This is a genomic window from Aeromicrobium duanguangcaii (assembly GCF_024508295.1).
Taxonomy (GTDB): domain Bacteria; phylum Actinomycetota; class Actinomycetes; order Propionibacteriales; family Nocardioidaceae; genus Aeromicrobium; species Aeromicrobium duanguangcaii.
The window spans coordinates 343902-366968 of the sequence record NZ_CP101990.1 but is presented as its reverse complement, the minus strand read 5'-3'; the positions used below and the strand labels follow the sequence as shown (position 1 = coordinate 366968).

Genomic DNA, 23067 nt, shown 5'->3' with positions numbered 1-23067 from the left:
TGCGTGCCGCGCGACGCTCAGCGTGCGATGCCGAGCACCGCCAGCGCCTCGTCGACCGTGTCCACGATGACGCACAGATCGTGGTCCGTGTCGCTGACGAACCCCTCGGTCACGCCGTGGGCGACGATGTCGCGCAACGGCCCGTAGTACCCCTCGACGTCGACCACGACGATCGGCTTGTCGTGGATGCCCAACTGGCGCCACGTGAGGATCTCGAAGAACTCCTCGTAGGTGCCGAGTCCGCCGGGCAGGACCACGAAGGCGTCCGACAGCTCGTGCATGAGGGCCTTGCGCTCGTGCATCGTGTCGACGACGTGCAGGTCGGGCTCGCCGGGGCGACCGCCCTCGCGCTCCAGCAGCGACTTCGGGATGACGCCGATGGCACGGCCGCCGGCGTCCTTCGCGGCCCGCGAGGCGGCGCCCATGATGCCGATCGTGCCGCCGCCGAACACCAGGTTCACCCCGGCCCCGGCCAGGGCCGCCCCGAACTCCTGCGCCGCCCGGACGTACTCGGGCCTGGCTCCGTCGCGCGCGCCACAGAAGAGACACACGGCGCGGACTGCTCTCTCGCTGCTGGGGCTCACGGTGTCAGTCTGCCGGGAACCACCGTCCCGTGCCGCGGAACCGGCGCGTGATGGCGCGCACGGCGGGCCTATCGTGTCCGCGTGCGCATCGACCCCTTCATCGTGATGATCCTCGGTCTCGCCGGGCTCGGGATCGTGCTCCCGGCCCAGGGCACCGTGCTGGAGGTCGTCTCGGTCCTGGTCCAGGTCGGGATCGTCGCGCTGTTCTTCCTCTACGGCGCTCGGCTCTCCACCGGCGAGGTCGTGCACGGCCTGAAGGTGTGGCGCGTCCACGCGGTCATCGTCGTCTCGACGTTCGTCCTGTTCCCGCTGCTGGGGCTGGCCCTGTCCCCCTTGGCGCCGGCGCTGGTCTCGCAGCAGCTGCTGGCGGCGCTGGTCTTCGTGTGCCTGGTCCCGTCCACGGTGCAGTCCTCCGTGGCGTTCACGTCCATCGCCGGCGGAGACCGGGCGATCGCGGTCGTCGCGGCGTCGGTCTCGAGCCTGCTGGGCGTGTTCCTGACCCCCCTGCTGGTGGCGCTGATGCTGGGCGGCGACGTCCACGTCGACGCCCGGGCGGTCCTGCGGATCATCGGCCTGCTGCTGCTGCCGTTCCTGGCCGGACAGGTGGCCCGCCGGTGGCTGCGCCCGTGGCTGCTGCGCCATGACGTGGGCCTGCGCCGCTTCGACCGGTCGACCGTGCTGCTCGTGGTCTACGCCGGCTTCAGCCGTGGCACCAACGCCGACGTGTGGCAGGTGCTGGACTGGACCGACGGCCTCGTCGTGGCGGCGGTCTGCGTCGCGCTCCTCGCGGTGTCCTCGGCGGTGTGCTGGTTCGCCGGCCGGCGCTTCGGGCGCGGGGCGCAGGTGGCCGTCTACTTCTGCGGCACCAACAAGTCCCTCGCCGCCGGCCTGCCGATGGCCAGCGTGCTGTTCTCGGCCGCCACGTTCCCCCTGATGATCCTGCCGCTGATGGTCTACCACCAGCTGCAGCTGATCGTGGGCTCCGTCATCGCCACGAGACTGTCGGCGGACGGTCGTAGCGTGACGCCATGACCGTCACCGTTGGCATGATCACGTGCGACACGACCGACGCCCTGGCGTTGGCCACCTGGTGGGCCGAGCAGACCGGCGGCATCATCACCGAGGAGAACGAGGGCTGGTACGTCATGGTGGCCCTCCCCACCGGTCTGGTGCTGGGCTTCCAGAAGGTGGACGACCCGACACCGGGCAAGAACCGGCTGCACCTGGACGTCGTGACCGACGACCTGGCGGCCGAGGTCGAGCGGCTGCGAGCCGCCGGCGCGGGGGTCGTCGCCGAACGCGGCGACGACAGCTTCCGCTGGGTCACGATGACCGATCCCGCGGGCAACGAGTTCTGCGTCGCACCGCGGCACTGAGCCGTCTCGAACCGGGCCGTCTCGAACCGGGCCGTCTCGAACCGGGCCGCCTCAGACGGGCGTGGGCGCCAGGTGCAGTCGCGCGAAGGCCAGCGCCTCAAGCAGGTCGGCATCGCGGTCGTCGGCCTTGCGGGTGTTGACCTCCACCACGACGTGACCGGTGAATCCCTGGTCGGCCAACCGGCCCAGGATCCGGTCGCAGCCCTGGGCGCCGCGGCCGGGGATCAGGTGCTCGTCCTTCATCGACCCCGACCCGTCGGTCAGGTGGATGTGGGCGAGCCGGTCGCCCAGGTCCTCGATGAGCTGTCCCGAGTCGATCCGGGCGGTGGCGCTGTGCGAGAAGTCGACCGTGACGTTCTTGTAGTCGAACGGCACCGGGTCCCAGCCGGGCGCGTAGGCCTGGAACTCACGCTTGCCCGAGCGCCACGGGTACATGTTCTCGACGGCGAAGGCGACGTCGTACTCGTCCTCGAGCCGGGCGATGCCCTCGACGAACCCGCGGGCGTACTCGCGCTGCCACCGGAACGGCGGGTGCACGACCACGGTGTCGGCGCCGACGTCCAGCGCCATCTCGGCACTGCGGTGCAGCTTGCCCCACGGATCGGTGCCCCAGACCCGCTGCGTCACGAGCAGGCACGGGGCGTGGATCGAGACGATCGGGATGTCGTGCGCCTGGGCCAGGGCCTTGACCGCCGTGGTGTCGGCGCTGACCTCGTCGAGGCCCACCATCACCTCGACCCCGTCGTAGCCCAGTCGGGCGGCGGCCTCGAAGCCCGCCGCCGTGCCGTCCGGATAGACCGAGGACGTCGACAGCGAGACCATCGGGTGACTCGAGCGCTGGCTCACGACACCCAGCCTAGAACGGTGCCGGTCACAGGTGGTCCAAGTACTCGATCAGGACGCCCTCGCGCAGCGCCCACGGGCAGATCTCGAGCTCCTCGATGCCGCACAGCTCCATCGCGGCCTCGGCCACCATCGCCCCCGCGCGCATCTGGTGCACCCTCGTCGCCGAGACGCCGGGCATGGCCGCGATCTCCTGGTCCGAGGCGCCGCGCAGCTGACGGCCCAGCGTCACCAGGTCGCGGTGCGCGAGCCGACGACGCACGTACGGCCCTGCCCCGTAGGGCGCGGCGCCGCACATGCGGGCCAGCGAGCGAAACGTCTTGCTCGTGGCCACGGCATGATCGAAGCCGCCCCCGCGCAGCAGGCCGCCGGCGACCGCCCCGATCTCGCGGCGCACCTCGCGGCGAAGGTCGTCGTACTCCAGTCCGCGATCGAGCCACTCGCGCGTGAGCCGGCCGGCGCCCAACGGCAGGGACACCGCGGTGTCGGGCGTCTCGTCCGAGCCCACGGCCAGCTCGAGTGAGCCGCCGCCGATGTCGAAGACCCCGAGCCGGCCCGACGACCAGCCGAACCAGCGGCGCACCGCCAGGAACGTCAGGCGGGCCTCGTCCTCGCCGGGCAGGATCTGCAGCCGGATGCCGCTCGTGCGGGCCACCCGCTCGATGACCTCCTCGGCGTTGCCCGCGTCACGCACCGCCGAGGTGGCGAACGCCAGCACCCGCTCGGCGCCCTTGTCCTCGGCCTGGGAGCCGGCCTCGACGACGTACTTGACCAGCCGATCGATGCCGTCGGCGGTCAGGTGGCCGTCGGCGTCGAGGTTCTCGGCCAGGCGCAACGGCTCGCTGAACGAGTGCGCCGGAATCGGTGGGCCGCCGCGGAAGGCGTCGACGATGAGCAGGTGGCCGGTGTTGGAGCCGATGTCGAGGACGCCGATGCGCATGAGCCACAGTCTGACACCGGGGACCCTCACCCCGCAGCGGAGCGGCGCGCGTCGTCCAACACCCCGGTGCGAGCGATCTCGCGGTAGAGCGGTGCCGCCAGCGTCCCGGCGTAGGTCGCCGAGACGTGGTTGTAGTCGCGGTAGACGTTCACGCCGCCGGTGACGGCGGGACAGACGTCCTCGCCGCAGAAGAACGGCAGAGTGTCGACGAAGTGCGCTCCGTCGACCTCGGCCACCGCCGGCTCGAAGGGATCGAAGTCGGGCACGACGTCGTCCCGCGCGACGTCGCAGCGCGCCCAGGCGTCCGGGTCGGTGGCGCTCAGGCACTCCAGGGTGGCCTCGGGCAGCCGCGGGTTGTCGCGCAGCGCCACGATCGGCACCCCGGCTCGCACGGCCGGCTCCCAGGCCTCGACCAGACCTCGGACCTGGTCGCCCTCGGAACCCTTCATCCGGCCGGAGTACGCCGTGGTGACGATGACGTCGTACTCGGCCGCGTGCTGCTCCAGCCACATCGTCAGCTTGGCTCGCCACTCGTGGCACAGCGGGCCGCGGAGGGGGTCCTTGCTGTCGCGCAAGGGCAGCGTCGACCACGCACAGCTGGCCTTGGTGGCGGCGGTGACGTCCAGGACGCCCTGCTCGGCCAGGCGCCGGAACGCCCCCAGCAGGACGCGCGCGTGCGAGTCGCCCAGGACCAGCACCCGCGGCCCCTCCCCCCCGAGGTCGCAGAGGTTCAGGTCGGCGTCGGCGGGTTGGGACCAGCAGTCGAGGTAGGCCTCGAAGTCGGATGCGGCGCGGTCCAGCGGCGGGTGCAGAACGCCCTCGAGCTCGCGGTTGCGGCAGTCGCGGCCCTCGACCTGTGCTGCGATGGTCAGCGCGCCGAAGCACTCGGGGACGTCGGCCCCCAGCAGGGCCTCGGTCCGGGCGGCGTCCGTCTCGATGGCGTCGAGTCGCTCGAATCCCGGAGCCGTCACGAGGACAGCGGCCAGGACGCAGACGCCCGCCAGAGCCGCCCAGGCGACACCGTGCCGGACGACCGACCTCACCGACGCGACCAGCGCCCACGTCAGGAGCGCCACCGCACCCACCATGACGAGCAGGCCCGCGCGGTCGCGCAGGCCGAGGTCGCGGTCCGCGGCCTCGGGCGCCAGCCACAACGCCGGCCACGCCCAGCAGAACCCGGCCCACGCGAGCCAGGCGAACCACGTGGCGACCCGTCCGCGCAGCAGCCCGCCCGGCGATGCCGAGGAGCGGGCGGTCCCCACGAGGACGGCGCCCGCCGCCACTCCGGCGAGCACCTCGAGCCTCGGTCCCGCCCCGAGCAGCGCCATCGCCCCCAGCCCGATCGCGGCGAGCCAACCCGCCGCGGCGACGATCGGACCACCCGGGAGCGTCCGCCTCGCCGCCAGCAGCGCCACGAGAACGCCGCAACCGACCGGCCAGAACCGCGCGGCGGCCAGGTCGTCGCCGCCCACGACCCACCAGCCGAAGGACGCTGCGGACAGCACCGCCACGACAACCAGGCCCGGCCGGGTGCCCCGGCGGTTGACGAGCGGCCTCAGCACCAGCAGCAGGAGCGCCGACTGCGCCAGCAGCGCGACGATCCAGAAGCCTGCGACGGGCGAGTCCCGGTCGATCGGCCCGAGGTTGACGATCCCGGTCGCGGCATCGCGCACGTCATGCAGGGGCTCGGCCCACTCGCGCAGCTCGACGAGGCGCTGGACGGCGATCCCGGTGGCGACGAGGACGAGCAGGGGCGGCACCGCGAGCCGCAGCCCGGTCGCGACGACGGCGCCGAGCGGGCGGTCGCGTTCCACCAGCAGCAACTGCGCCATGAGGGCGCCGGCAGCCACCAGCAGGACCTCCGCGCCGGCCGAGGCGCCGGGCAGCCGGCCGGGCCAGTACGCGCCCAGCACGAGCAGCACCATCGCGCCCCCCGCGATGGTGCACCAGCCCGTCGTGATCCGTCCCCAGCTCGTCACGATCGTCAACCCTAGGCGGCCATGGAGCCGTGACCTAACCTGTGTCCGTGGCTGAGGTCGACCTGGGATTCCCCCGCTCCTTCGTGGAGTTCGCGAACCCCGACGACCCCGCGGAGGTCTTCCGGTGCGACCTGACCTGGCTGACCTCCCGGTGGACCTGCATCTTCGGCGCCGGGTGCCCGGGCATCTACGCGACGGCGCCCGACTCGGGCTGCTGCACGCTGGGCGCCCACTTCAGCGACGAGGACGACCACACCCGGGTGGCCGCGTTCGTCGAGCAGCTCGACCCCACCGAGTGGGAGCTGCACGACGTCGGCCGCCGTGACGGCTGGACCGAGCGCGATGCCGACGGCGAGCTGAAGACCCGCGTGGCCGACGGCGCCTGCATCTTCCACAACTCGCGCGACTTCCCCGGCGGTTACGGCTGCGCCCTGCACGCCCATGCGCTGGCGACGGGCCTCGAGCCCCACACGACGAAGCCCGACGTGTGCTGGCAGCTGCCGCTGCGGCGCGAGTTCCGCGAGGTCGATCCCGGCGACGGGTCGACCTACACCGAGGTCAGCATCGGCGAGTACACGCGCGCCGGCTGGGGTCCGGGCGGAGCCGATCTGGACTGGTACTGCTCGTCGAACACCGACGCGCACGTCGGCGCCGACCCGGTCTACATCGGCAACCGCGCGGAGCTGACGGCGCTCATGGGCGAGGCCAGCTATCTCGAGCTGGTCGGGCACTGCGACCGGTTCGTCGCCGCGGGGCGGCCCGTGCCGCATCCTGCGGACCGATCACGACCCTGAGGTTCGAGCCGAACCGGGGACCGGCAACAATGCCCTATGCACCTCGATCATCTGTCGTTCGCCGTCGGTCCCGCCGGTCTCATGGCGACCACGAGCGAGTTGAGTGAGAAGTTCGGCACCGTGTTCCTGGCCGGGGGTGTCCACCCGCGCTTCGGCACGAACAACATGATCCTGCCGCTGAAGAACCGGCAGTACCTCGAGGTCGTCGAGGCACTCGAGCACCCCGCCTCCGACAAGGCGCCGTTCGGCCAGGCCGTCAAGGCCCGCTCCGAGCTCGGCGGCGGCTGGTTGGGCTGGTGCGTCTCGGTGGACGACATCGGACCGGTCGAGCACCGGCTCGGCCGTCACGCCGTGCCGGGCAACCGGCACCGCCCGGACGGCTACAACCTCACGTGGCAGCAGATCGGCATCCACGGCATGCGCGCCGATCCGCAACTGCCGTTCGTCATGTCCTGGGACGTGCCGCCCGAGGAGCACCCCTCGCAGATGGCCGACACGGGGATCGCCCTGACCGGGCTCGAGATCGCCGGCAGCCCCGAGCGGCTGTCCGACTGGATGGGCGAGCCCGCCGTCGGCGCCCTGGAGGACATCGAGGTCCGCTGGGTCGCCCCCAACGGCGCTCCCGGCATCCTGGCGGCCGAGTTCGACACCCCGAACGGCCCGGTCCGCATCTGAGTCCCGGCCGGTGCATGACGCGCCGGTCTGTCGGTCCCCGCGCCTAGGCTGAGGCCATGCCTCCCAAGACCCCCTCCGCCTTCGCCTGCACCGAGTGCGGCTGGACCACCGGCAAGTGGGTCGGCCGCTGCGGCGAGTGCCAGGCCTGGGGCACGGTCGACGCCGTCGGCGCCAGCTCCCGCTCCGGCCGCACGTCCGCCGCGCCGGTCTCCACTCCCGCCGTCCCGATCGCCCAGGTCGCGGCCACCGAGGCGGCCGCCGTGGGCTCGGGCATCCCCGAGCTCGACCGCGTGCTGGGCGGCGGCGTCGTCGCCGGAGCCGTGATGCTGATGGCCGGCGAGCCGGGCGTCGGCAAGTCCACCCTGCTGCTCGAGGTCGCGGCCCGCTGGGCCCGCGCCGGCCGCCGCACGCTCTACGTCTCCGGCGAGGAGTCCGCTGCTCAGGTGCGGCTGCGCGCCGAGCGCACGGGCGCCCTGGCCGACGAGCTGTTCCTCGCCGCCGAGACCGACCTCGGCGGCCTGCTCACCCACATCGACGCGGTGAAGCCCAGCCTCCTCATCGTCGACTCGGTCCAGACCATCGGCTCGTCCGCGATCGAGGGCGTGCCCGGCGGCGTCACCCAGGTGCGCGAGGTCGCGGCCACCGTCATCGGCCGGGCCAAGGCCGAGGGCATCGCCACGCTGTTGGTCGGCCACGTCACCAAGGACGGCTCGGTCGCCGGTCCGCGCGTGCTCGAGCACCTCGTCGACGTCGTGCTGCAGTTCGAGGGCGACCGCACCAGCCGCCTGCGCCTGCTGCGCGCCACCAAGAACCGCTTCGGGCCCGTCGACGAGATCGGCTGCTTCGACCTGGTCGACGCGGGCATCGTCGAGGTCCCCGACCCGACCGGCCTGTTCGTCTCGCGCCACGAGTCCCCCGTGCCGGGAACGTGCGTCACGGTGACGATGGAGGGCCGCCGCCCGCTGCTGGCCGAGGTCCAGGCGCTCGCGGTGGCCGCCACCACCCCGTCGCCGCGGCGCTCCTCCAGCGGCCTGGACTCCTCGCGCGTGGCGATGCTGCTGGCCGTGCTGAGCAAGACCGGCGTCTCGCTGGGCAACCAGGACGTCTACACCGCGTCCGTCGGCGGCGCCCGCCTGCACGAGCCGTCGGTCGACCTGGCGGTCGCGCTCGCGGTCATCTCTGCGGCCGGCGGCTCGCCGTTGCCCGGCGGACTGGTCGCGATGGGCGAGGTGGGGCTGGCCGGCGAGGTCCGGCCGGTGCGCGGCCTCGAGGCCCGTCTGCGCGAGGCGGCCCGCATCGGCTTCACCCACGCGATCGTCCCCCGCGGCACCGAGGACCTCGGACGCGTCGGGCTCAACGTGCTCCGCACGGGAGATCTCACCGCCGCGCTACGGGCACTGCCCTAGGATGATGCCGATCACGTGCGTGGCCGAAAGTGGGGATTCTCGTGGCGGTTCCGGACCTGCGGGCGACACTGGCATCCGTCGCGCCCGGAACAGCGCTGCGTGAGGGCCTCGAGCGGATCATGCGCGGGCGCACCGGCGCCCTGATCGTCATCGGTCACGACCGCGTCATCGAGTCGATCTCGACCGGCGGCTTCGCCCTCGACGTTCCGTTCACCGCCACGGGCCTGCGCGAGCTGGCCAAGATGGACGGCGCGATCATCCTGGACTCGTCGGCCTCGCGGATCATGCGCGCCGCCGTGCACCTCATGCCCGACCCGTCGATCCCCACGACCGAGTCCGGCACCCGTCACCGCACCGCCGAGCGCGTCGCCCGCCAGTCGGGCATCCCCGTCATCTCGGTGTCCGCCTCGATGACGATGATCGCGCTCTATCTGGGCGACCAGCGCTACGTGCTCGAGGAGCCCACCACCGTCGTCAGCCGCGCCAACCAGGCCCTGCAGACGCTCGAGCGGTACCGCACGCGCCTCGACGAGGTCTCCGACGCGCTGTCGGCCCTCGAGGTCGAGGACCTCGTCACCGTCCGCGACGTCACCGCCGTCGCCCAGCGCCTCGAGATGGTGCGACGGATCTCCGACGAGATCGAGACCTACGTGCTCGAGCTCGGCTCGGACGGACGCCTGCTCTCGCTGCAGCTCAACGAGCTCGTCGGCGGTGTCGACGCCGAGCGCACGCTCGTCGTGCGCGACTACCTGCCAGCCGGCTCCGACGCCCAGGCCGAGAAGGTGCTCGACGCCCTGGCCGACCTGGAGTCCCAGGAGGTGCTCGATCTGGGCATCGTCGCCGCCGCGCTGCAGATCGGCGACGGCAACTCGCTCGACGCGTCGGTGTCGCCGCACGGCTACCGGCTGCTGGCCCGGATCCCCCGCCTCCCTCCGTCGGTCGTCGAGCGGCTGATCATGCACTTCGGCACCCTGCAGCGACTGCTGGGCGCCAGCTTGGACGACCTCCAGGCCGTGGAGGGCGTCGGCGAGCTGCGCGCCCGCGGGGTCCGCGACGGCCTGTCGCGCCTCGCCGAGTCCAGCATCCTCGAGCGCTACGTCTGACGGACTGCGGTCACGCGTCCCGGTGGTGCGCCACCGGACGTCGCTCGAGGCCTGCCTCGAGCGCTACGTCTGACGGACTGCGGTCACGCGTCTGACCGTCCGCGCCTCAGCGCGGGGCGGTGGCCGTCGAGCTCGGCTTGGGCTTCGGCTTCGGCTGCGGGGACGGCTTCTTCGTCGGCTCGGACGTCGCCTTCTTGGTGGGCTCCGCGCCGGGCTTCTTCGTCGGGGTCGGCGACGGCTTGGGCGCGGGGGTCTCCGGGGCGCGGCGGGCGAGCTTGAACGTGGCCTCGCCCGGCTCGCCGCCGTAGGTGCCGATCTTGAGCGTGTAGGTGCCCGGGGGCGCGAAGCCCTCGCTCGTGCCGCACCCGGCGCCCGAGCCCCGGCCGGTCCACTCGACCGGCGCCACGGTGCTCCAGCCCGCGGGGATGGACACGGACTGGTCGAAGAAGGCCGCGCGGCACACCGACGAGTCGTAGATGGGCGCCCGCTCGGTGTCGACCACGACCAGCAGCTCGCTGGCGCTGGGCCGGAACGTGCAGGCCGTGCCGTCGAGGGACGTCAGCATCAGGTCGATCGCCACGGGACCGCCGGCGAACTGTCCGCCGGGCACCGACGGCACGATGCGCACGTTCTCGGGCTCGCAGACGGCCTCGTCGGTCTCGATCGCCACGGCCACCTGGTCCGCGGGCGGAGTCGTCGGCGGCGCCGTGCTGGCGGTCGTGGGGGTCGGGGTGGGACTGGTCGCCTCGGCCGGGCCGGCGTCGTCACCGCGGACCAGGCCGATCAGCTGCAGGACGCCCCACACGATGGCGATGAGCACGGCCAGCACGAGCAGGCGTCGACGCCAGTACACGTCCCGTCCGACTCGTGGGTTGCTCACCGGTCCACGTTATCTGGCCGTCGCGGCGTGAAAGGATCGACGCGCCATGCCTGCGCACACTCCCCCCGTCAGCGAGCTGCACCGACGCATCCTCGACTGGTTCGACGAGCATCGCCGGGCCCTGCCGTGGCGTGACGATCCCGAGCCGTGGCGCGTCATGGTCTCGGAGTTCATGCTGCAGCAGACCCCGGTCGTCCGGGTGCTGCCGGTCTTCGAGGCCTGGCTCGAGCGGTGGCCCACGCCGGCCGCGCTCGCCGCCTCGTCGTCCGGCGACGCCGTCCGCGCCTGGGGCCGCCTCGGCTATCCCCGCCGGGCGCTGCGACTCCACGCTGCCGCGGTCGCGATCGTCGAGCGTCACGACGGCCGGGTGCCCGACTCCTACGACGAGCTGCTGCTCCTGCCCGGGGTGGGCGACTACACGGCGGCCGCGATCGCCTCGTTCGCCCATGGCCGTCGCGCGGTCGTGCTGGACACCAACGTCCGCCGGGTGTTCGCGCGCGTCGTCGAGGGCGTGCAGTACCCGGCCGCCGGCGTGGTGCGGGCTGAGCGCGACGTGGCGGCGTCCCTGCTGCCCGACGACGAGGCGACGGCGGCCCGCTGGGCCGCCGCGACGATGGAGCTGGGAGCGGTCGTGTGCACGGCCCGGTCCCCGCAGTGCGACGCGTGCCCGGTCTCGGACCTGTGCCGGTGGCGGGCGCTGGGACATCCCGAGCACGACGGCCCGCCGCGCCGTGGACAGGCGTGGCACGGCACCGACCGCCAGTGCCGCGGCCGGCTGATGGCGGTCGTCCGCGAGGCGCACGGCCCCGTCGCTCCCGAGCTGCTGGTCGCCGCGTGGTCCGAGGCGGCCCAGCGCGAGCGGTGCGTGGACTCGCTGCTCGACGACGGCCTGCTGGACCTCGACGCCGAGGGTCGCTTCATCCTGCCCGGTTGATCGCCCGCACCAGGATCTCGCGCAGGACCTCCTGCTTGCGGGCGTTGTACTCCATGACGTGCCCGCCTGCGGCCGCCGCGGCGCGTTTCGCGGACGCGTAGCGCTCCCGGTCCTGCGGGTGCGTGCGCAGCCAGTCCCGGAAGATCAGGTGGCGCTGCGGCTCGGCCGCCTCAGGGCCGAACACGTGCACGTTCGCGCGGGGGTCCGCGTGGCGGAACAGGCGATGGCCCTGCCACCACGGCTCGCGCACCGCGAGCACGAAGCCCGCGGCCTCCAGCGCCGGGACGTAGGCGGCCTCGTCGTCCGGGTCGGGCACCGTCACGTCGACGTCGACGATCGGCTTGGCGGGCAGCCCCGACACGGACGTCGACCCGACGTGCTCGATCCGCAGCGCCACGGCGCCCAGGGCTCGGCTGATCCGGCCGGCGAGGTCCGCGTACTGCTCGGCCCACCGCGGATCGTGCTCGACGATCGTCAGGTCCCGGCCGGGCCCGGCGCCCGCCACCCACGGGCTCTCGCCGGGCGGCGGGGCGTCGTCGTCGAACTCGAGCAGGCGGTCGCGGTCCACGGGCTCGACGCTACCCACCCCCGGACGCACGAAGGCCCGGGCCGATGGCCCGGGCCTTGCGTGGGTGATGCGTCAGTTGTCCTCGGAGCCGGCGCCAGCCTCGACGGCCGGCGGCACCTCGGGCAGCTCCAGATCGGCCTTCGACGTGCCGGTGAAGGTGAACTCACCGTCGACGACGTCGACCAGGATGATCTGACCGGGGCGCACCTCTCCGTAGAGGAGCTTCTCGGCCAGGACGTCCTCGACCTCGCGCTGCACCGTGCGGCGCAGCGGTCGGGCGCCGAGCACCGGATCGAAGCCGTCGGCCGACAGCTTGATCTTCGCCGCCGTGGTCAGCTCGATGTCGATGTCCTTCTCGGCCAGACGGGCCTCGAGGGAACCGACCATCATGTCGACCATCTGCAGGATCTCCTCCTGCGTCAGCGGCGGGAACACGATGACCTCGTCGACGCGGTTCAGGAACTCCGGACGGAAGTGCTGCTTGAGCTCCGTCGCGACGCGCTCCTTCATCTTCGAGTAGGTCCCCGCGACGTCGCCGGCCTGGGAGAAGCCCAGGTTGACACCCTTGGAGATCTCACGTGCACCGAGGTTGGTGGTCATGATGATCACGGCGTTCTTGAAGTTGACGACGCGACCCTGACCGTCGGTGAGGTGACCCTCCTCGAGAATCTGCAGCAGCGAGTTGAAGATGTCCGGGTGGGCCTTCTCGATCTCGTCGAACAGGACCACGCTGAAGGGCTTCCGCCGCACCTTCTCGGTGAGCTGGCCACCCTCTTCGTAGCCGACGTAGCCCGGAGGCGAACCGAACAGCCGCGAGACGGTGTGCTTCTCGCTGTACTCGCTCATGTCGAGCTGGATGAGCGCCTCGTCGTCGCCGAACAGGAAGTTCGCCAGCGCCTTGGACAGCCACGTCTTGCCGACACCCGAGGGTCCGGCGAAGATGAACGACCCACCGGGACGGCGGGGGTCCTTCAGGCCGGCACGGCCGCGGCGGATCGCCCGGGACAGGGCCTTGATGGCCTCGTCCTGACCGATGACGCGCTTGTGCAGCTCGTCCTCCATGTGCAGCAGGCGGCTGGACTCCTCCTCGCTGAGCTGGCCGACCGGGATGCCGGTCGCCTTGGCCAGGACCTCGGCGATGAGGTGCTCGTCGACGACCGCGACCTGGTCGAGGTCGCCGGACTTCCAGGCACGCTCACGCTCGTGCTTGGCGGCGATGAGCTTCTTCTCCTCGTCGCGCAGGCTGGCGGCGAGCTCGAAGTCCTGGGCGTCGATCGCGCCCTCCTTGCGGCGGCGGACGTCGGCGATCTGCTCGTCGAACTCCTTGAACTCCGGCGGCGTCGCGGCGCGACGGATGCGCAGTCGCGCGCCCGCCTCGTCGATCAGGTCGATCGCCTTGTCCGGCAGGAACCGGTCGCTGACGTAGCGGTCGGCCATCGTCGCGGCGGCGACCAGCGCGTCGTCGGTGATCGAGACGCGGTGGTGCGCCTCGTAGCGATCCCGCAGACCCTTGAGGATCTCGACGGAGTCGGCCACCGACGGCTCGTTGACCAGCACCGGCTGGAAGCGACGGTTCAGCGCCGCGTCCTTCTCGAAGTGCTTGCGGTACTCGTCGAGCGTCGTCGCGCCGATCGTCTGCAGCTCGCCACGCGCCAGCATCGGCTTGAGGATGCTGGCCGCATCGATCGCGCCCTCGGCGGCACCCGCACCCACCAGGGTGTGGATCTCGTCGATGAACAAGATGATGTCGCCGCGCGTGCGGATCTCCTTGAGCACCTTCTTGAGGCGCTCCTCGAAGTCGCCGCGGTAGCGCGAGCCGGCCACGAGGGCACCGAGGTCAAGCGTGTAGATCTGCTTGTCCTTGAGCGTCTCGGGCACGTCGCCACGGACGATGTCCTGCGCCAGCGACTCGACGACGGCGGTCTTGCCGACGCCGGGCTCGCCCACGAGGACCGGGTTGTTCTTGGTGCGGCGGCTGAGCGTCTGCATGACGCGCTCGGCCTCGTCGTCCCGGCCGATGACCGGGTCGAGCTTGCCCTCGCGGGCCGCCTGGGTCAGGTTGCGACCGAACTGGTCCAGCACGGCGCTGGACGCCGCGGCGGGCGCCTCGGACGCAGCACCGGAGGCCTCGGCCTCCTTGCCCTGGAACCCGCTGACCAGCTGGATGACCTGCTGGCGGACGCGGTTGAGATCGGCGCCCAGCTTCACGAGGACCTGGGCGGCGACGCCCTCGCCCTCGCGGATCAGGCCGAGCAGGATGTGCTCGGTGCCGATGTAGGTGTGACCCAGCTGCAGCGCCTCGCGCAGGCTGAGCTCGAGCACCTTCTTGGCTCGTGGGGTGAATGGAATGTGGCCGCTGGGTGCCTGCTGGCCCTGGCCGATGATGTCCTCGACCTGGCCGCGGACGGCCTCGAGTGAGATGTCGAGGCTCTCCAGAGCCTTGGCAGCAACGCCCTCACCCTCGTGGATGAGGCCCAGCAGGATGTGCTCGGTGCCGATGTAGTTGTGGCTGAGCATGCGCGCTTCTTCCTGCGCGAGCACCACGACTCGTCGGGCCCGGTCGGTGAATCTCTCGAACATGTCGTCCCCTCTGCTGGACTGGTCTTTTCAGCATAGACGGCTCCACGTGACCCGCCTCGCCATGTCCAGATGCTTAACTCAACCGTCACAGCCTGCCAGGGCTTCCGTTGTTCGCTGTGGGCGGAATGGCGGGGACGCTCAGCGCATCAGCGCCTCACGATTCTGGGGTGCGACCGCTTTCGCCGCGTCCGTCGCCGGCTTGCCGACCAGCACCGTCCTCACCGATCTGGGTGCGGCCCACGGGCACGACGCGGCCGCTGGGCCGGACCAGCCAGAGATGAGGCTCCGTGCACGTGGATGGAGTCGCCCTCGAAGCGGATGTCGGTCATGTCGGTGGTCCAATCGGGAAGGGTGGGTCGTCTTCGGGGAGAACCACCCTGAGCCGGTTGATACCGCCGGGCCGCGCCGCTCAGTCGGAGGAGGAGCCGGACGTGCCGCTCTCCAGGATCGAGACGATCGAGTAGAGCGTGAAGCAGATCGCGCCGAGCCCGGTGAGGACGCGCGCCGCGACGAACACGTTCGAATCCGTCACCGCCGCCTGGAAGACGAACGCCGCCAGGAACAGGCACGACAGGGCGGTCACGACCGGTATGAGGGGCACCCGGTTGGCCAGCGCGAAGGTGCGCCGCCACACCAGGGCCAGCAGTCCCACCTTGCTCAGGATGCTGAAGCACACCAGGCCCAGACCGATCATCACGAAGCCGGGCGTCCGGTAGTAGGGCTCCCGGTCCAGGACGAGCAGCACGATCCCCCACACCGAGCTGAGCGAGCCCATCGCGATCACGAGCCATGGCCACGCCGTCCGGTCGCGCGCCCCGTACTGGTCCTGGATCTGGCGCACGATGCTCACGACCAGACCGATCAGGCTGGTGCACACCATCGCGATGCCGGCCAGGACGTGACCGACCGTGAACCGTGACGGGGTGACCGTCTGGGTGAGGTTCACGATCGAGAGGCCCCAGGCGATCAGGGCCAGGACGACCGGGACGGCACACAGCACCGCGGCCGCCGCGCTCGGGAAGGCCCCGTCCGGCGGAGCGCCGCCGGCGGCCCGGGCGGAGTTGGCCGGGATCAGCGAGAACTTCGTGGAGGCGGTGGCGACCGTGGCGACGCAGGCGCTGATCAGGCCCAGACCGAGCACGACGTGGCCCGAGACGTAGTCCGGGTCGGCGCCCTGGGAGCTGGCGCCGGAGAACACCGAGATGCCATAGCCGGCCGCCACGGCGGCGCTGGCGTAGCCGAGCACGGGGTAGAGCACGCGATCGACCGCGTTGAATCGGCCGATCAGCTGGCGGATGATCGTGGCCGCGGTGCAGAACAGGCAGACGCAGATCGCCGCGAGGAAGGTGACGACCCGGCCGGCGACGAGATTGCCCGGCTGGTCGCCCGCGTTCCACACGTACGTGCCCAGGCCGACGCACACCGCCGCCATCGCCAGCGGGATCACCCGGAACAGGACGCTGATCCAGTAGTTCACGAAGCGCACCACCTCACGGTCGGCAGGGCGCTCGGGGACGTCCCGGGCCCAGCGCTGCCCTTTCAGGATGTGGGGCTCCTGCGCTGCCGGCAACGCGAGCCCTCGCGGAGCACGTCGGTCCCCCCGACCTAAGTTGGATGTCATGACTCTCGACATCCGCGCCACGGTCCAGCAGCTTCTTCCCGGGATCCGTCGCGATCTCGAGGACCTCGTCCGCATCGAGTCGGTCAGCGCCGATCCCGCCCGCGCCGCGGAGGTCCAGCGCAGCGCCGAGGCCGTGGCCGCGCTGCTGCGCGCCGAGAGCTTCGACGACGTCGAGATCGTCAGCGCTCGTGAGGACGGCGGCGCTCCCGCGGTCATCGGCCACAAGGCGGGCCCGGCCGGGGCGCCCACCGTGCTGCTCTACGCGCACCATGACGTCCAGCCCGAGAACGACCATGCCGAGTGGGACTCCGCGCCCTTCGAGCCGACCGAGCGCGGCGACCGGCTCTACGCGCGCGGCGCCGCGGACGACAAGGCCGGCATCGCCGCGCACCTGGGCGCCCTGCGGGTGTTCGGTGACGACCTGCCCGTGAGCGTCACGATGTTCATCGAGGGCGAGGAGGAGGTCGGCTCCGACACCCTGCCCGAGCTGCTGCGCCGCCACCACGACCGCCTGGCCGCCGACGTCATCGTGATCGCCGACTCCGGCAACTGGGACATCGGCGTGCCCGCGCTGACCACGAGTCTGCGCGGGCTGGTGCGCGCGGACATCGAGGTCCGCACCCTGACCCACGCCGTCCACTCGGGGATGTGGGGCGGCCTCGTGCCCGACGCGCTCATCACCCTCAGCCGGCTCATCGCCTCGTTCCACGACGAGGCGGGCAACCTGCTGATCGAGGGCCTGCACAGCGGGCCGGCAGCCGACGTCGACTACCCCGAGGAGCGCCTGCGCGCCGAGTCGGGCGCCAACCCGGGCATGGAGTGGATGGGCTCGGGCTCGGCCGTCGAGCGGCTCTGGACCAAGCCGGCTCTCGCGATCACCGGGCTGGACGCGCCGCAGGTCGAGGGCGCCAGCAACACCCTGGTTCCCTCGGCCCGCGCGAAGGTGTCGCTGCGCATCGCGCCGGGCGACACCGCCGCCAACGCCGTGGAGTGCCTGCGCCGCCACTGCGAGCAGCACGTCCCGTGGGGCGCCGAGCTGACGTTCACCGTGGTCGACACCGGCGAGGCGACCGCCATCGACGCCACCGGACCGGCGTACGACGCGGCGCGTGAGGCCTTCACCGAGGCGTGGGACGGGACCGCCCCGGTCGACATGGGCGTCGGCGGGTCGATCCCGTTCATCGCCGAGTTCCTCGAGACGTTCCCCGACGCCAGCGTCCTGGTCACGGGGGTCGAGGATCCCGACACCCGCGCCCACGGCGCCAACGAGGGGCTGCACCTGGCCGAGTTCGAGCGCGTGGTGCTCGCCGAGGCGCTGCTGCTGCGCAATCTCGGATCTCAGGACGCCATCACGGAGTAGCCACCGGGACCCGGAACCGGCGTCTCGTCGACCTTCGTCATCGTGTTGATGCTGACGTGGGGCCACTTGATCCGGCCGGGGCCGCCGTCGAACCGGGGGAAGAAGTCCAGCTGGACGACCTGCACGTACTGCAGCCGCAGGTCGGTGCCGCCGTCCTCGCGCCGGACCTCCTGGATCCAGAAGGTCGACTTCATCTCCGAGGCGTTCGCCTGACGGACGATGAAAGGGATGTTCGAGATCCCTCCGGTGGACACGGTGCTGTCGAACTCGAGCTTGGTCGTCCGGATGATGTCGACCCCCTCGTTCGCCACCTCCAGCAGGGCGGTCGGGTCCGTCGGGTCGAACAGGCTCCGGAACGGGTTGTCGTGGAAGCGCCGGTAGGGAGCCAGGTAGGGGTTGGCCTCGATGTCCTGGTCGACGCCGAGCGGTAGGGCGTTGACCGGCGGGACGGTCGGGGGTCCGTCCTCGACCACGGCGGTCCCCAGCCCCAGCACCGAGTCACCGTGCGGGATCGTGGCGAGCCGGGCGATGTCGACACTGTCCTCGTTCAGCGGGTCGGACATGTTCAGGAACAGACCCGGCTCGTGATGGATCGCGCCGCCGGGCTGCCCCGCCAGGCCAGACGACGGGAAGTCCTCGCCGACCAACTGGTTGATGCCCTGCTCGTAGTCCAGCGCGACCAGCAACTGGTCCGCGTTCGGCGTCACGCCGTCCGCGACCGGCCCGATGCCGCGGTTCGGCACCGCCTTGTCGACGAGGCTGAAGATCAGCCGCTCGTTGTACTGGTGCAGCAGCAGCCGGTACGCCGGCCGGAACGTCGCGCCCTCGGGCGGCCCGAACGGCAGGGCGATCATGTTCCAGCCGCGGCCGGGCAGGTGGGGCTCGTTGGCCCACACGCCGGGCAGCAGCGCGAAGGGGCCGAGATCCTCGTCGCCGGTGACGGCCGCGGTGACGCTGCGCTCCTGCGACTGCAGCGAGCGGAGTTGTTCGGACATGGTTCTCATGACGCACCTCGGGGTGTCGAAGGACTCCGCCTCCGACGCCCCGAGGACGCCCCTGCGGACTGTCGTCGATGACGAGATCAGCCGCAGATCCGGTGATACCTACTCGCGGCGCTGCACCGGGAAGAGGATGGCCTCGCGGATGCCGATGCCCTGCAGCAGCATCACCAAGCGGTCGACGCCCAGGCCGATACCGCCGGCCGGCGGCATGCCGAACTCCAGCGCCCGCAGGAAGTCCTCGTCGACGTCCATCGCCTCGGGATCGCCGGCGGCGGCCAGGCGCGCCTGCTCCTCGAGCCGCTCGCGCTGGATCACCGGGTCGTTGAGCTCGGAGTACGCCGGCGCCAGCTCGACGCCGTTGATGATGAGGTCCCACGCCTCGACCAGGCCCGGCGTGCTGCGGTGCTTCTTGGCCAGCGGCCGCACGGCCTCGGGGTAGTCGCACACGAACGTCGGCTGGATCAGGGTGTGCTCGACGAGCTTCTCGAACAGCTCCAGCACGACCTCGCCGGCGCCCCAGCCGTCCTGCAGCGCCACGTCGTGGCGGTCGGCCAGCTCGCGCAGGTGCTGCTCGGAGGTCTCGATGTCGACGGTCTCGCCGACAGCCTCGCCGACCAGCTCGTGGATCGTGGCGCGACGCCACGGGGCCTCGAGGTCGATCGACGAGCCGTCACGGCCCGTCACGACGGTCTTGCCGACGGCGCGCGCGGCATCGACGACCAGGTCCTGCACGAGCGTGGCCATCGTGTCGTAGGAGCCGTACGCCTCGTACGCCTCGAGCATCATGAACTCGGGGTTGTGCGTGTTGTCGACGCCCTCGTTGCGGAAGGTCTTGCCGATCTCGTAGACCTTGTCGATGCCGCCGACCAGCGAGCGCTTGAGGTGCAGCTCGAGGGCGATGCGCAGCAGCTGCGGCTCGTCGAACGCGTTCAGGTGCGTGTGGAACGGACGCGCCGCGGCGCCGCCGTTGGTGTGCTGCAGGACGGGCGTCTCGACCTCGATGAACCCGTGGCGGTCCAGCGTGGCGCGCAGCGACTTCAGCACCGCCGCCTTGACCCGCACGTTCTGGCGAGCCTCCTCGCGGACGATGAGGTCGAGGTAGCGCATCCGGGTGCGGGCCTCGTCGGACAGCGGCTTGTGCTCGACCGGCATCGGGCGCAGCGTCTTGGCGGCCAGCTGCCAGCTCGTGGCCATGACCGACAGCTCGCCGCGGCGGCTGGTGATGACCTCGCCGGTGACAGCCAGGTGGTCGCCCAGGTCGACGAGCGACTTGAACTGCGCCAGCGACTCCTCGCCGACCTCGGCCAGCGACAGCATGGCCTGGATCTCGGTGCCGTCGCCCTCGCGCAGGCGGACGAAGCAGAGCTTGCCGGTGTTGCGCAGGAAGATGACGCGGCCGGTGATCGAGACGACCTGGCCGGTGTGGGCGTCGGGGCCCAGCTGCTCGGGATCGTTGGCGTCGACGATCTCGCGAATCGTGTGCGTGCGCTCGACCAGCAGGGGGTACGGATCGACGCCGGCGTCCAGCATCCGCTGGCGCTTCTCCCGGCGCACCCGCATCTGCTCGGGCAGGTCGTCCTCGGGAAGTTCAGGCGTCTGGGTCACGAGGCCCGAGTCTAGTTGCACCCCACCGACGCCCGGTGGGGACCGTGCTCAGCCCTCCTCGGCCAGGCGCGGCATGACGCGGCGCTCGGGACGGACGCCCCACTTGTCCGCGTAGAAGGCGCGCATGACGTCCATGTCGGCCTTGACGTCGCCGGTCAGGCGGATCGTGGGACCGAGGCCGGCGGTCATGGTCTTGCTGTCGCAGTACCCCAGCGTCACGGGCAGGTCGCCCTCCATCGCGATGCGGTAGAAGCCGGACTTCCAGCGCTCGACGCCGCCGCGGGTGCCCTCCGGGGTGATGACGACCTGGAAGTCGTCACCGGCCTTGGCACGCGCGATGAGGTCGTCGACCACGCCCACGGGGTTCTTGCGGTCGACCGCGATGCCACCCAGGGCGCGCATGAACGGGCCGGCCGGGCCGCGGAAGAGCTCCTTCTTGCCCAGGAAGTACGGCCGGAAGCCGCACTTCCACGCGATGGCCAGCATGAGCACGAAGTCCCAGTTGGAGGTGTGCGGTCCCGCGAGCAGGATGCCCGAGCCCTTCGGCGCCGGCTCGGAACGGAAGTTCCACCGGCTGACGGACCAGAACACGTCGGCGATCAGGCGCAAGATCCTCATGCCGGGAGGCTAGCGCGCGGGGCGGAGCTCAGTCGGCGCGGTCCGCCCGGCCGAGCGCCGCGGCGATCCGGGCGAGCGCGATGCGGCCCACGCTCTCGGCGGCGCCGGCCACCTCTGACTCGTCGGTTGGAATTGGGCGGACACACAGGTGGCGTTTACCTGACGGTCAGGTTCGCGAGCCATCGTGGATGGCATGAGTGATGACCTGCGGATCTACGGCCACCGTGGCCAGAGCGCCACGCATCCGGAGAACACCGTCCCGGCCCTGCGTGAGGCCGTGCGGCTGGGCGCCCATGGCGTCGAGTTCGACGTCCAGCCCACGGCCGACGGCTCGATCGTGCTGATGCACGACCGGTCCCCGATGCGCACCACGAACCTGCGCGACGTGCATCGTTCCAAGGTGGGCCTCTCGGTCCAGCGGTTCACGCTGGGCGAGATGGCCCGCCTGGACGCCGGCAGCTGGAAGTCGCCGACGTTCGCCGGAACCCCGGTGCCGACGCTGCGCGACGTGGTGAAGGCCTTCCGTGACACCGACGTGCGGTTCGCCGTCGAGCTCAAGCCGGCGCCCGTCGACCCGCGCGCCTACGTCCGTGCGGTGCTCGACGAGCTCGGCGGCCGCGCCGACGTGACGCTGATGAGCTTCGACCGCTCGCTCGCGGAGGCGGCCCTGCCCGTCCACCCACTGGTGGGCCTCGTGTCGCGGCGCCAGCCGGCGACTCAGGACCTCGGTCGGTACGACGAGTTCCACGTGAACGCCCGCCGCGTCGACGCCAAGCTCGTCGAGCGGGTCCACCGCGCCGGCGGCAAGGTGACCGCCTGGACGGTCGACGACCAGCGCCAGATCGAGCGTCTGCGCGCGATGGGCGTGGACGCCGTCACGACGAACGACGTCGCGGCCGCCCTGCCCGCCCTCGTCTGACTCCCCGCCGCTCCCGAGATTTGCTCCTGTTCCTACCTTTCAACCCGATTGAAAGGTGGAAATCAGAGCAAATCTCGAGGTGGGGCGAGTCAGCGGTTGCGGGCGGCGACGAGGCGCAGGCCCTCGAGCGTGAGCTTGGGGTTGCGGGCCGTGATGGTCTCGCACTCGCTCAGGACGACGGCGGCGTGACTGCCGGTCGCGATGACCGAGACGTGCTCGGGATCCTCGCCCAGCGAGTCGATCATCCGCTCGACGATGGCGTCGATGAGGCCCGCGAAGCCGAAGACCGTGCCGGACTGCAGCGCCTCGACCGTGTTCTTGCCGATCACGTCGCGCGGCGTCGTGATCTCGACGCTGCGCAGCTGGGCGCTGCGCCGGGCCAGAGCCTCCAGCGAGACCTCGACGCCCGGTGCGATCGCCCCTCCGAGGTACCGGCCCTCGGCGTCGATGGCGTCGACGACCGTGGCCGTGCCGGTCAGGTCGACGACGATCGCCGGACCGCCGTAGAGCTCCTGGGCCGCCAGCGCGTTAACGACGCGGTCGGTGCCGACCTCGCGCGGGTTGTCGGTGTGGATCGGCACGCCGGTCTTGACCCCCGGCCCGACGACCCACACGGGCACGTCGGCGTAGTACCGGCGGTAGGCCTTCCGCAGGGCCACCAGCAGGGCCGGCACGGTGCAGCACATGGCGATCTCGTCGATCTCGGGCAGACCGGCCCGACGGACGAAGCCGTCGACGACCAAGAACCACTCGTCGGACGTGCGGCGCTCGTCCGAGGCCACCACGAAGTCGGCGACCAGCTCGTCGCCGTCGAACAGCCCGATGGCGGTCTCGGCGTTCCCGGCGTCGATCGCCAGCAGGGTCACACGGTCACCAGGTCGCCCCGCTTGAGCCCGGAGTCCGCCGGGACCTCGGCGGCGTCGTGACCCAGCGTGACGATGCGGTTGTCGGCGTCGACGAACACGACGCTGGGCTGCAGCTCACGGGCCTCGGCGTCGCCGACCTGGGCGTACGCGATCAGGATGACGATGTCGTCGGGGTGCACGAGGTGCGCGGCGGCGCCGTTGATGCCGATGATCCCCGAGCCGCGGGGCCCGGCGATCGTGTAGGTCTCGAGGCGGGCGCCGTTCGTGACGTCGACGATGTGCACGAGCTCACCGGGCAGGATGTCGGACGCGTCGAGCAGGTCCTCGTCGACGGTCACCGAGCCGACGTAGTGCAGGTCGGCCTGGGTCACCGTGGCGCGGTGGATCTTGGACTTCATCATGGTGCGCAGCATCG

The 23067-nt window shown here is 71.6% G+C and carries 22 protein-coding genes; 9 read left to right on the top strand and 13 right to left on the bottom strand.

The annotated features are described in order from the left end of the window. Window positions 1-17: 17 nt before the first annotated feature. Window positions 18-584 (bottom strand): LOG family protein, encoded by a 567-nt coding sequence (locus NP095_RS01830; protein ID WP_232417728.1) that lies wholly within the window; start codon window positions 582-584, stop codon window positions 18-20. Window positions 585-665: 81 nt separating this feature from the next. Between NP095_RS01830 and NP095_RS01825 the strand changes: the two genes are divergently transcribed. Together NP095_RS01825 and NP095_RS01820 are read left to right on the top strand one after the other, a co-directional pair. After that, window positions 666-1616, top strand: coding sequence for a bile acid:sodium symporter family protein (locus NP095_RS01825; RefSeq protein ID WP_232417729.1), 951 nt, complete (start codon window positions 666-668; stop codon window positions 1614-1616). Further along, on the top strand, window positions 1613-1960 hold the full coding sequence (locus NP095_RS01820; RefSeq protein ID WP_232417730.1) for a VOC family protein: 348 nt from the start codon (window positions 1613-1615) through the stop codon (window positions 1958-1960). Before NP095_RS01825 ends, NP095_RS01820 begins: the two co-directional genes overlap by 4 nt. A 51-nt stretch (window positions 1961-2011) precedes the next feature. Here the strand turns inward: NP095_RS01820 and NP095_RS01815 are convergent, their stop codons facing one another. The 3 genes from NP095_RS01815 to NP095_RS01805 are packed head-to-tail and all read right to left on the bottom strand — an operon-like array spanning window position 2012 to window position 5722. Continuing rightward, window positions 2012-2806, bottom strand: a complete 795-nt coding sequence (locus NP095_RS01815) for a sugar phosphate isomerase/epimerase family protein (protein ID WP_306173274.1) — start codon at window positions 2804-2806, stop codon at window positions 2012-2014. A 25-nt stretch (window positions 2807-2831) separates the two neighbouring features. Then, window positions 2832-3743: a Ppx/GppA phosphatase family protein gene (locus tag NP095_RS01810; RefSeq protein WP_232417731.1), complete on the bottom strand. Its 912-nt coding sequence runs from the start codon at window positions 3741-3743 to the stop codon at window positions 2832-2834. 26 nt (window positions 3744-3769) lie between these two features. Continuing rightward, the gene (locus NP095_RS01805; RefSeq protein ID WP_232417732.1) at window positions 3770-5722 is read right to left on the bottom strand and encodes an SGNH hydrolase domain-containing protein; all 1953 of its coding nucleotides are present in this window, start codon (window positions 5720-5722) and stop codon (window positions 3770-3772) included. A 47-nt stretch (window positions 5723-5769) separates the two neighbouring features. Between NP095_RS01805 and NP095_RS01800 the strand changes: the two genes are divergently transcribed. From NP095_RS01800 to disA, 4 genes are read left to right on the top strand one after another with little or no spacing between them, the layout of a single operon-like run. Beyond that, window positions 5770-6516 carry a hypothetical protein gene (locus NP095_RS01800; protein WP_232417733.1) on the top strand — a complete coding sequence of 249 codons (747 nt, stop codon included), beginning with the start codon at window positions 5770-5772 and terminating at the stop codon, window positions 6514-6516. A gap of 36 nt (window positions 6517-6552) precedes the next feature. Then, on the top strand, window positions 6553-7191 hold the full coding sequence (locus NP095_RS01795) for a VOC family protein (RefSeq protein WP_232417734.1): 639 nt from the start codon (window positions 6553-6555) through the stop codon (window positions 7189-7191). A 56-nt stretch (window positions 7192-7247) separates the two neighbouring features. Then, window positions 7248-8597 (top strand): DNA repair protein RadA, encoded by a 1350-nt coding sequence (gene radA, locus NP095_RS01790; protein ID WP_232417735.1) that lies wholly within the window; start codon window positions 7248-7250, stop codon window positions 8595-8597. 41 nt (window positions 8598-8638) lie between these two features. After that, window positions 8639-9700: a DNA integrity scanning diadenylate cyclase DisA gene (gene disA / locus NP095_RS01785; RefSeq protein WP_232417736.1), complete on the top strand. Its 1062-nt coding sequence runs from the start codon at window positions 8639-8641 to the stop codon at window positions 9698-9700. A gap of 106 nt (window positions 9701-9806) precedes the next feature. On the opposite strand, the gene NP095_RS01780 is transcribed toward disA, so the two are convergent. Next, entirely contained in the window at window positions 9807-10580 is a 774-nt protein-coding gene (locus tag NP095_RS01780) for a hypothetical protein (RefSeq protein ID WP_232418582.1), read from the bottom strand. A gap of 46 nt (window positions 10581-10626) precedes the next feature. Here NP095_RS01780 and NP095_RS01775 point away from each other — a divergent pair, with 46 nt between their 5' ends. Further along, a complete protein-coding gene (locus NP095_RS01775) occupies window positions 10627-11514 on the top strand; it encodes an HhH-GPD family protein (RefSeq protein ID WP_232417737.1) in 888 nt (295 codons plus the stop codon). Here the strand turns inward: NP095_RS01775 and NP095_RS01770 are convergent. The 3 genes from NP095_RS01770 to NP095_RS01760 form a co-directional block, all read right to left on the bottom strand. After that, complete coding sequence (locus tag NP095_RS01770) at window positions 11498-12082, bottom strand: GrpB family protein (protein ID WP_232417738.1); 585 nt, start codon at window positions 12080-12082, stop codon at window positions 11498-11500. The two genes, NP095_RS01775 and NP095_RS01770, sit on opposite strands and share 17 nt — an antisense overlap. 72 nt (window positions 12083-12154) lie before the next feature. After that, entirely contained in the window at window positions 12155-14662 is a 2508-nt protein-coding gene (locus NP095_RS01765; protein WP_232417740.1) for an ATP-dependent Clp protease ATP-binding subunit, read from the bottom strand. A 409-nt stretch (window positions 14663-15071) separates the two neighbouring features. Continuing rightward, window positions 15072-16232, bottom strand: coding sequence for a DUF2776 family protein (locus NP095_RS01760; RefSeq protein ID WP_256766105.1), 1161 nt, complete (start codon window positions 16230-16232; stop codon window positions 15072-15074). Between the two features lie 49 nt (window positions 16233-16281). Here NP095_RS01760 and NP095_RS01755 point away from each other — a divergent pair, with 49 nt between their 5' ends. After that, window positions 16282-17643, top strand: coding sequence for a dipeptidase (locus NP095_RS01755; RefSeq protein ID WP_232417744.1), 1362 nt, complete (start codon window positions 16282-16284; stop codon window positions 17641-17643). Here the strand turns inward: NP095_RS01755 and NP095_RS01750 are convergent. From NP095_RS01750 to NP095_RS01740, 3 genes are all read right to left on the bottom strand, one after another. Further along, the gene (locus tag NP095_RS01750) at window positions 17622-18638 is read right to left on the bottom strand and encodes a heme-binding protein (protein WP_232417745.1); all 1017 of its coding nucleotides are present in this window, start codon (window positions 18636-18638) and stop codon (window positions 17622-17624) included. The two genes, NP095_RS01755 and NP095_RS01750, sit on opposite strands and share 22 nt — an antisense overlap. A gap of 108 nt (window positions 18639-18746) precedes the next feature. Then, the gene (gene lysS / locus NP095_RS01745; protein WP_232418557.1) at window positions 18747-20204 is read right to left on the bottom strand and encodes a lysine--tRNA ligase; all 1458 of its coding nucleotides are present in this window, start codon (window positions 20202-20204) and stop codon (window positions 18747-18749) included. Between the two features lie 93 nt (window positions 20205-20297). Then, window positions 20298-20867: a 1-acyl-sn-glycerol-3-phosphate acyltransferase gene (locus NP095_RS01740; protein WP_232417747.1), complete on the bottom strand. Its 570-nt coding sequence runs from the start codon at window positions 20865-20867 to the stop codon at window positions 20298-20300. A gap of 193 nt (window positions 20868-21060) precedes the next feature. On the opposite strand from NP095_RS01740, the gene NP095_RS01735 reads away from it, so the two are divergent. Further along, entirely contained in the window at window positions 21061-21786 is a 726-nt protein-coding gene (locus tag NP095_RS01735) for a glycerophosphodiester phosphodiesterase (protein WP_232417749.1), read from the top strand. 89 nt (window positions 21787-21875) lie between these two features. Here the strand turns inward: NP095_RS01735 and NP095_RS01730 are convergent, their stop codons facing one another. After that, window positions 21876-22652 carry a type III pantothenate kinase gene (locus NP095_RS01730; RefSeq protein ID WP_232417751.1) on the bottom strand — a complete coding sequence of 259 codons (777 nt, stop codon included), beginning with the start codon at window positions 22650-22652 and terminating at the stop codon, window positions 21876-21878. Then, window positions 22649-23065, bottom strand: a complete 417-nt coding sequence (gene panD / locus NP095_RS01725; protein WP_232417753.1) for an aspartate 1-decarboxylase — start codon at window positions 23063-23065, stop codon at window positions 22649-22651. Before panD ends, NP095_RS01730 begins: the two co-directional genes overlap by 4 nt. Window positions 23066-23067: the final 2 nt, after the last annotated feature.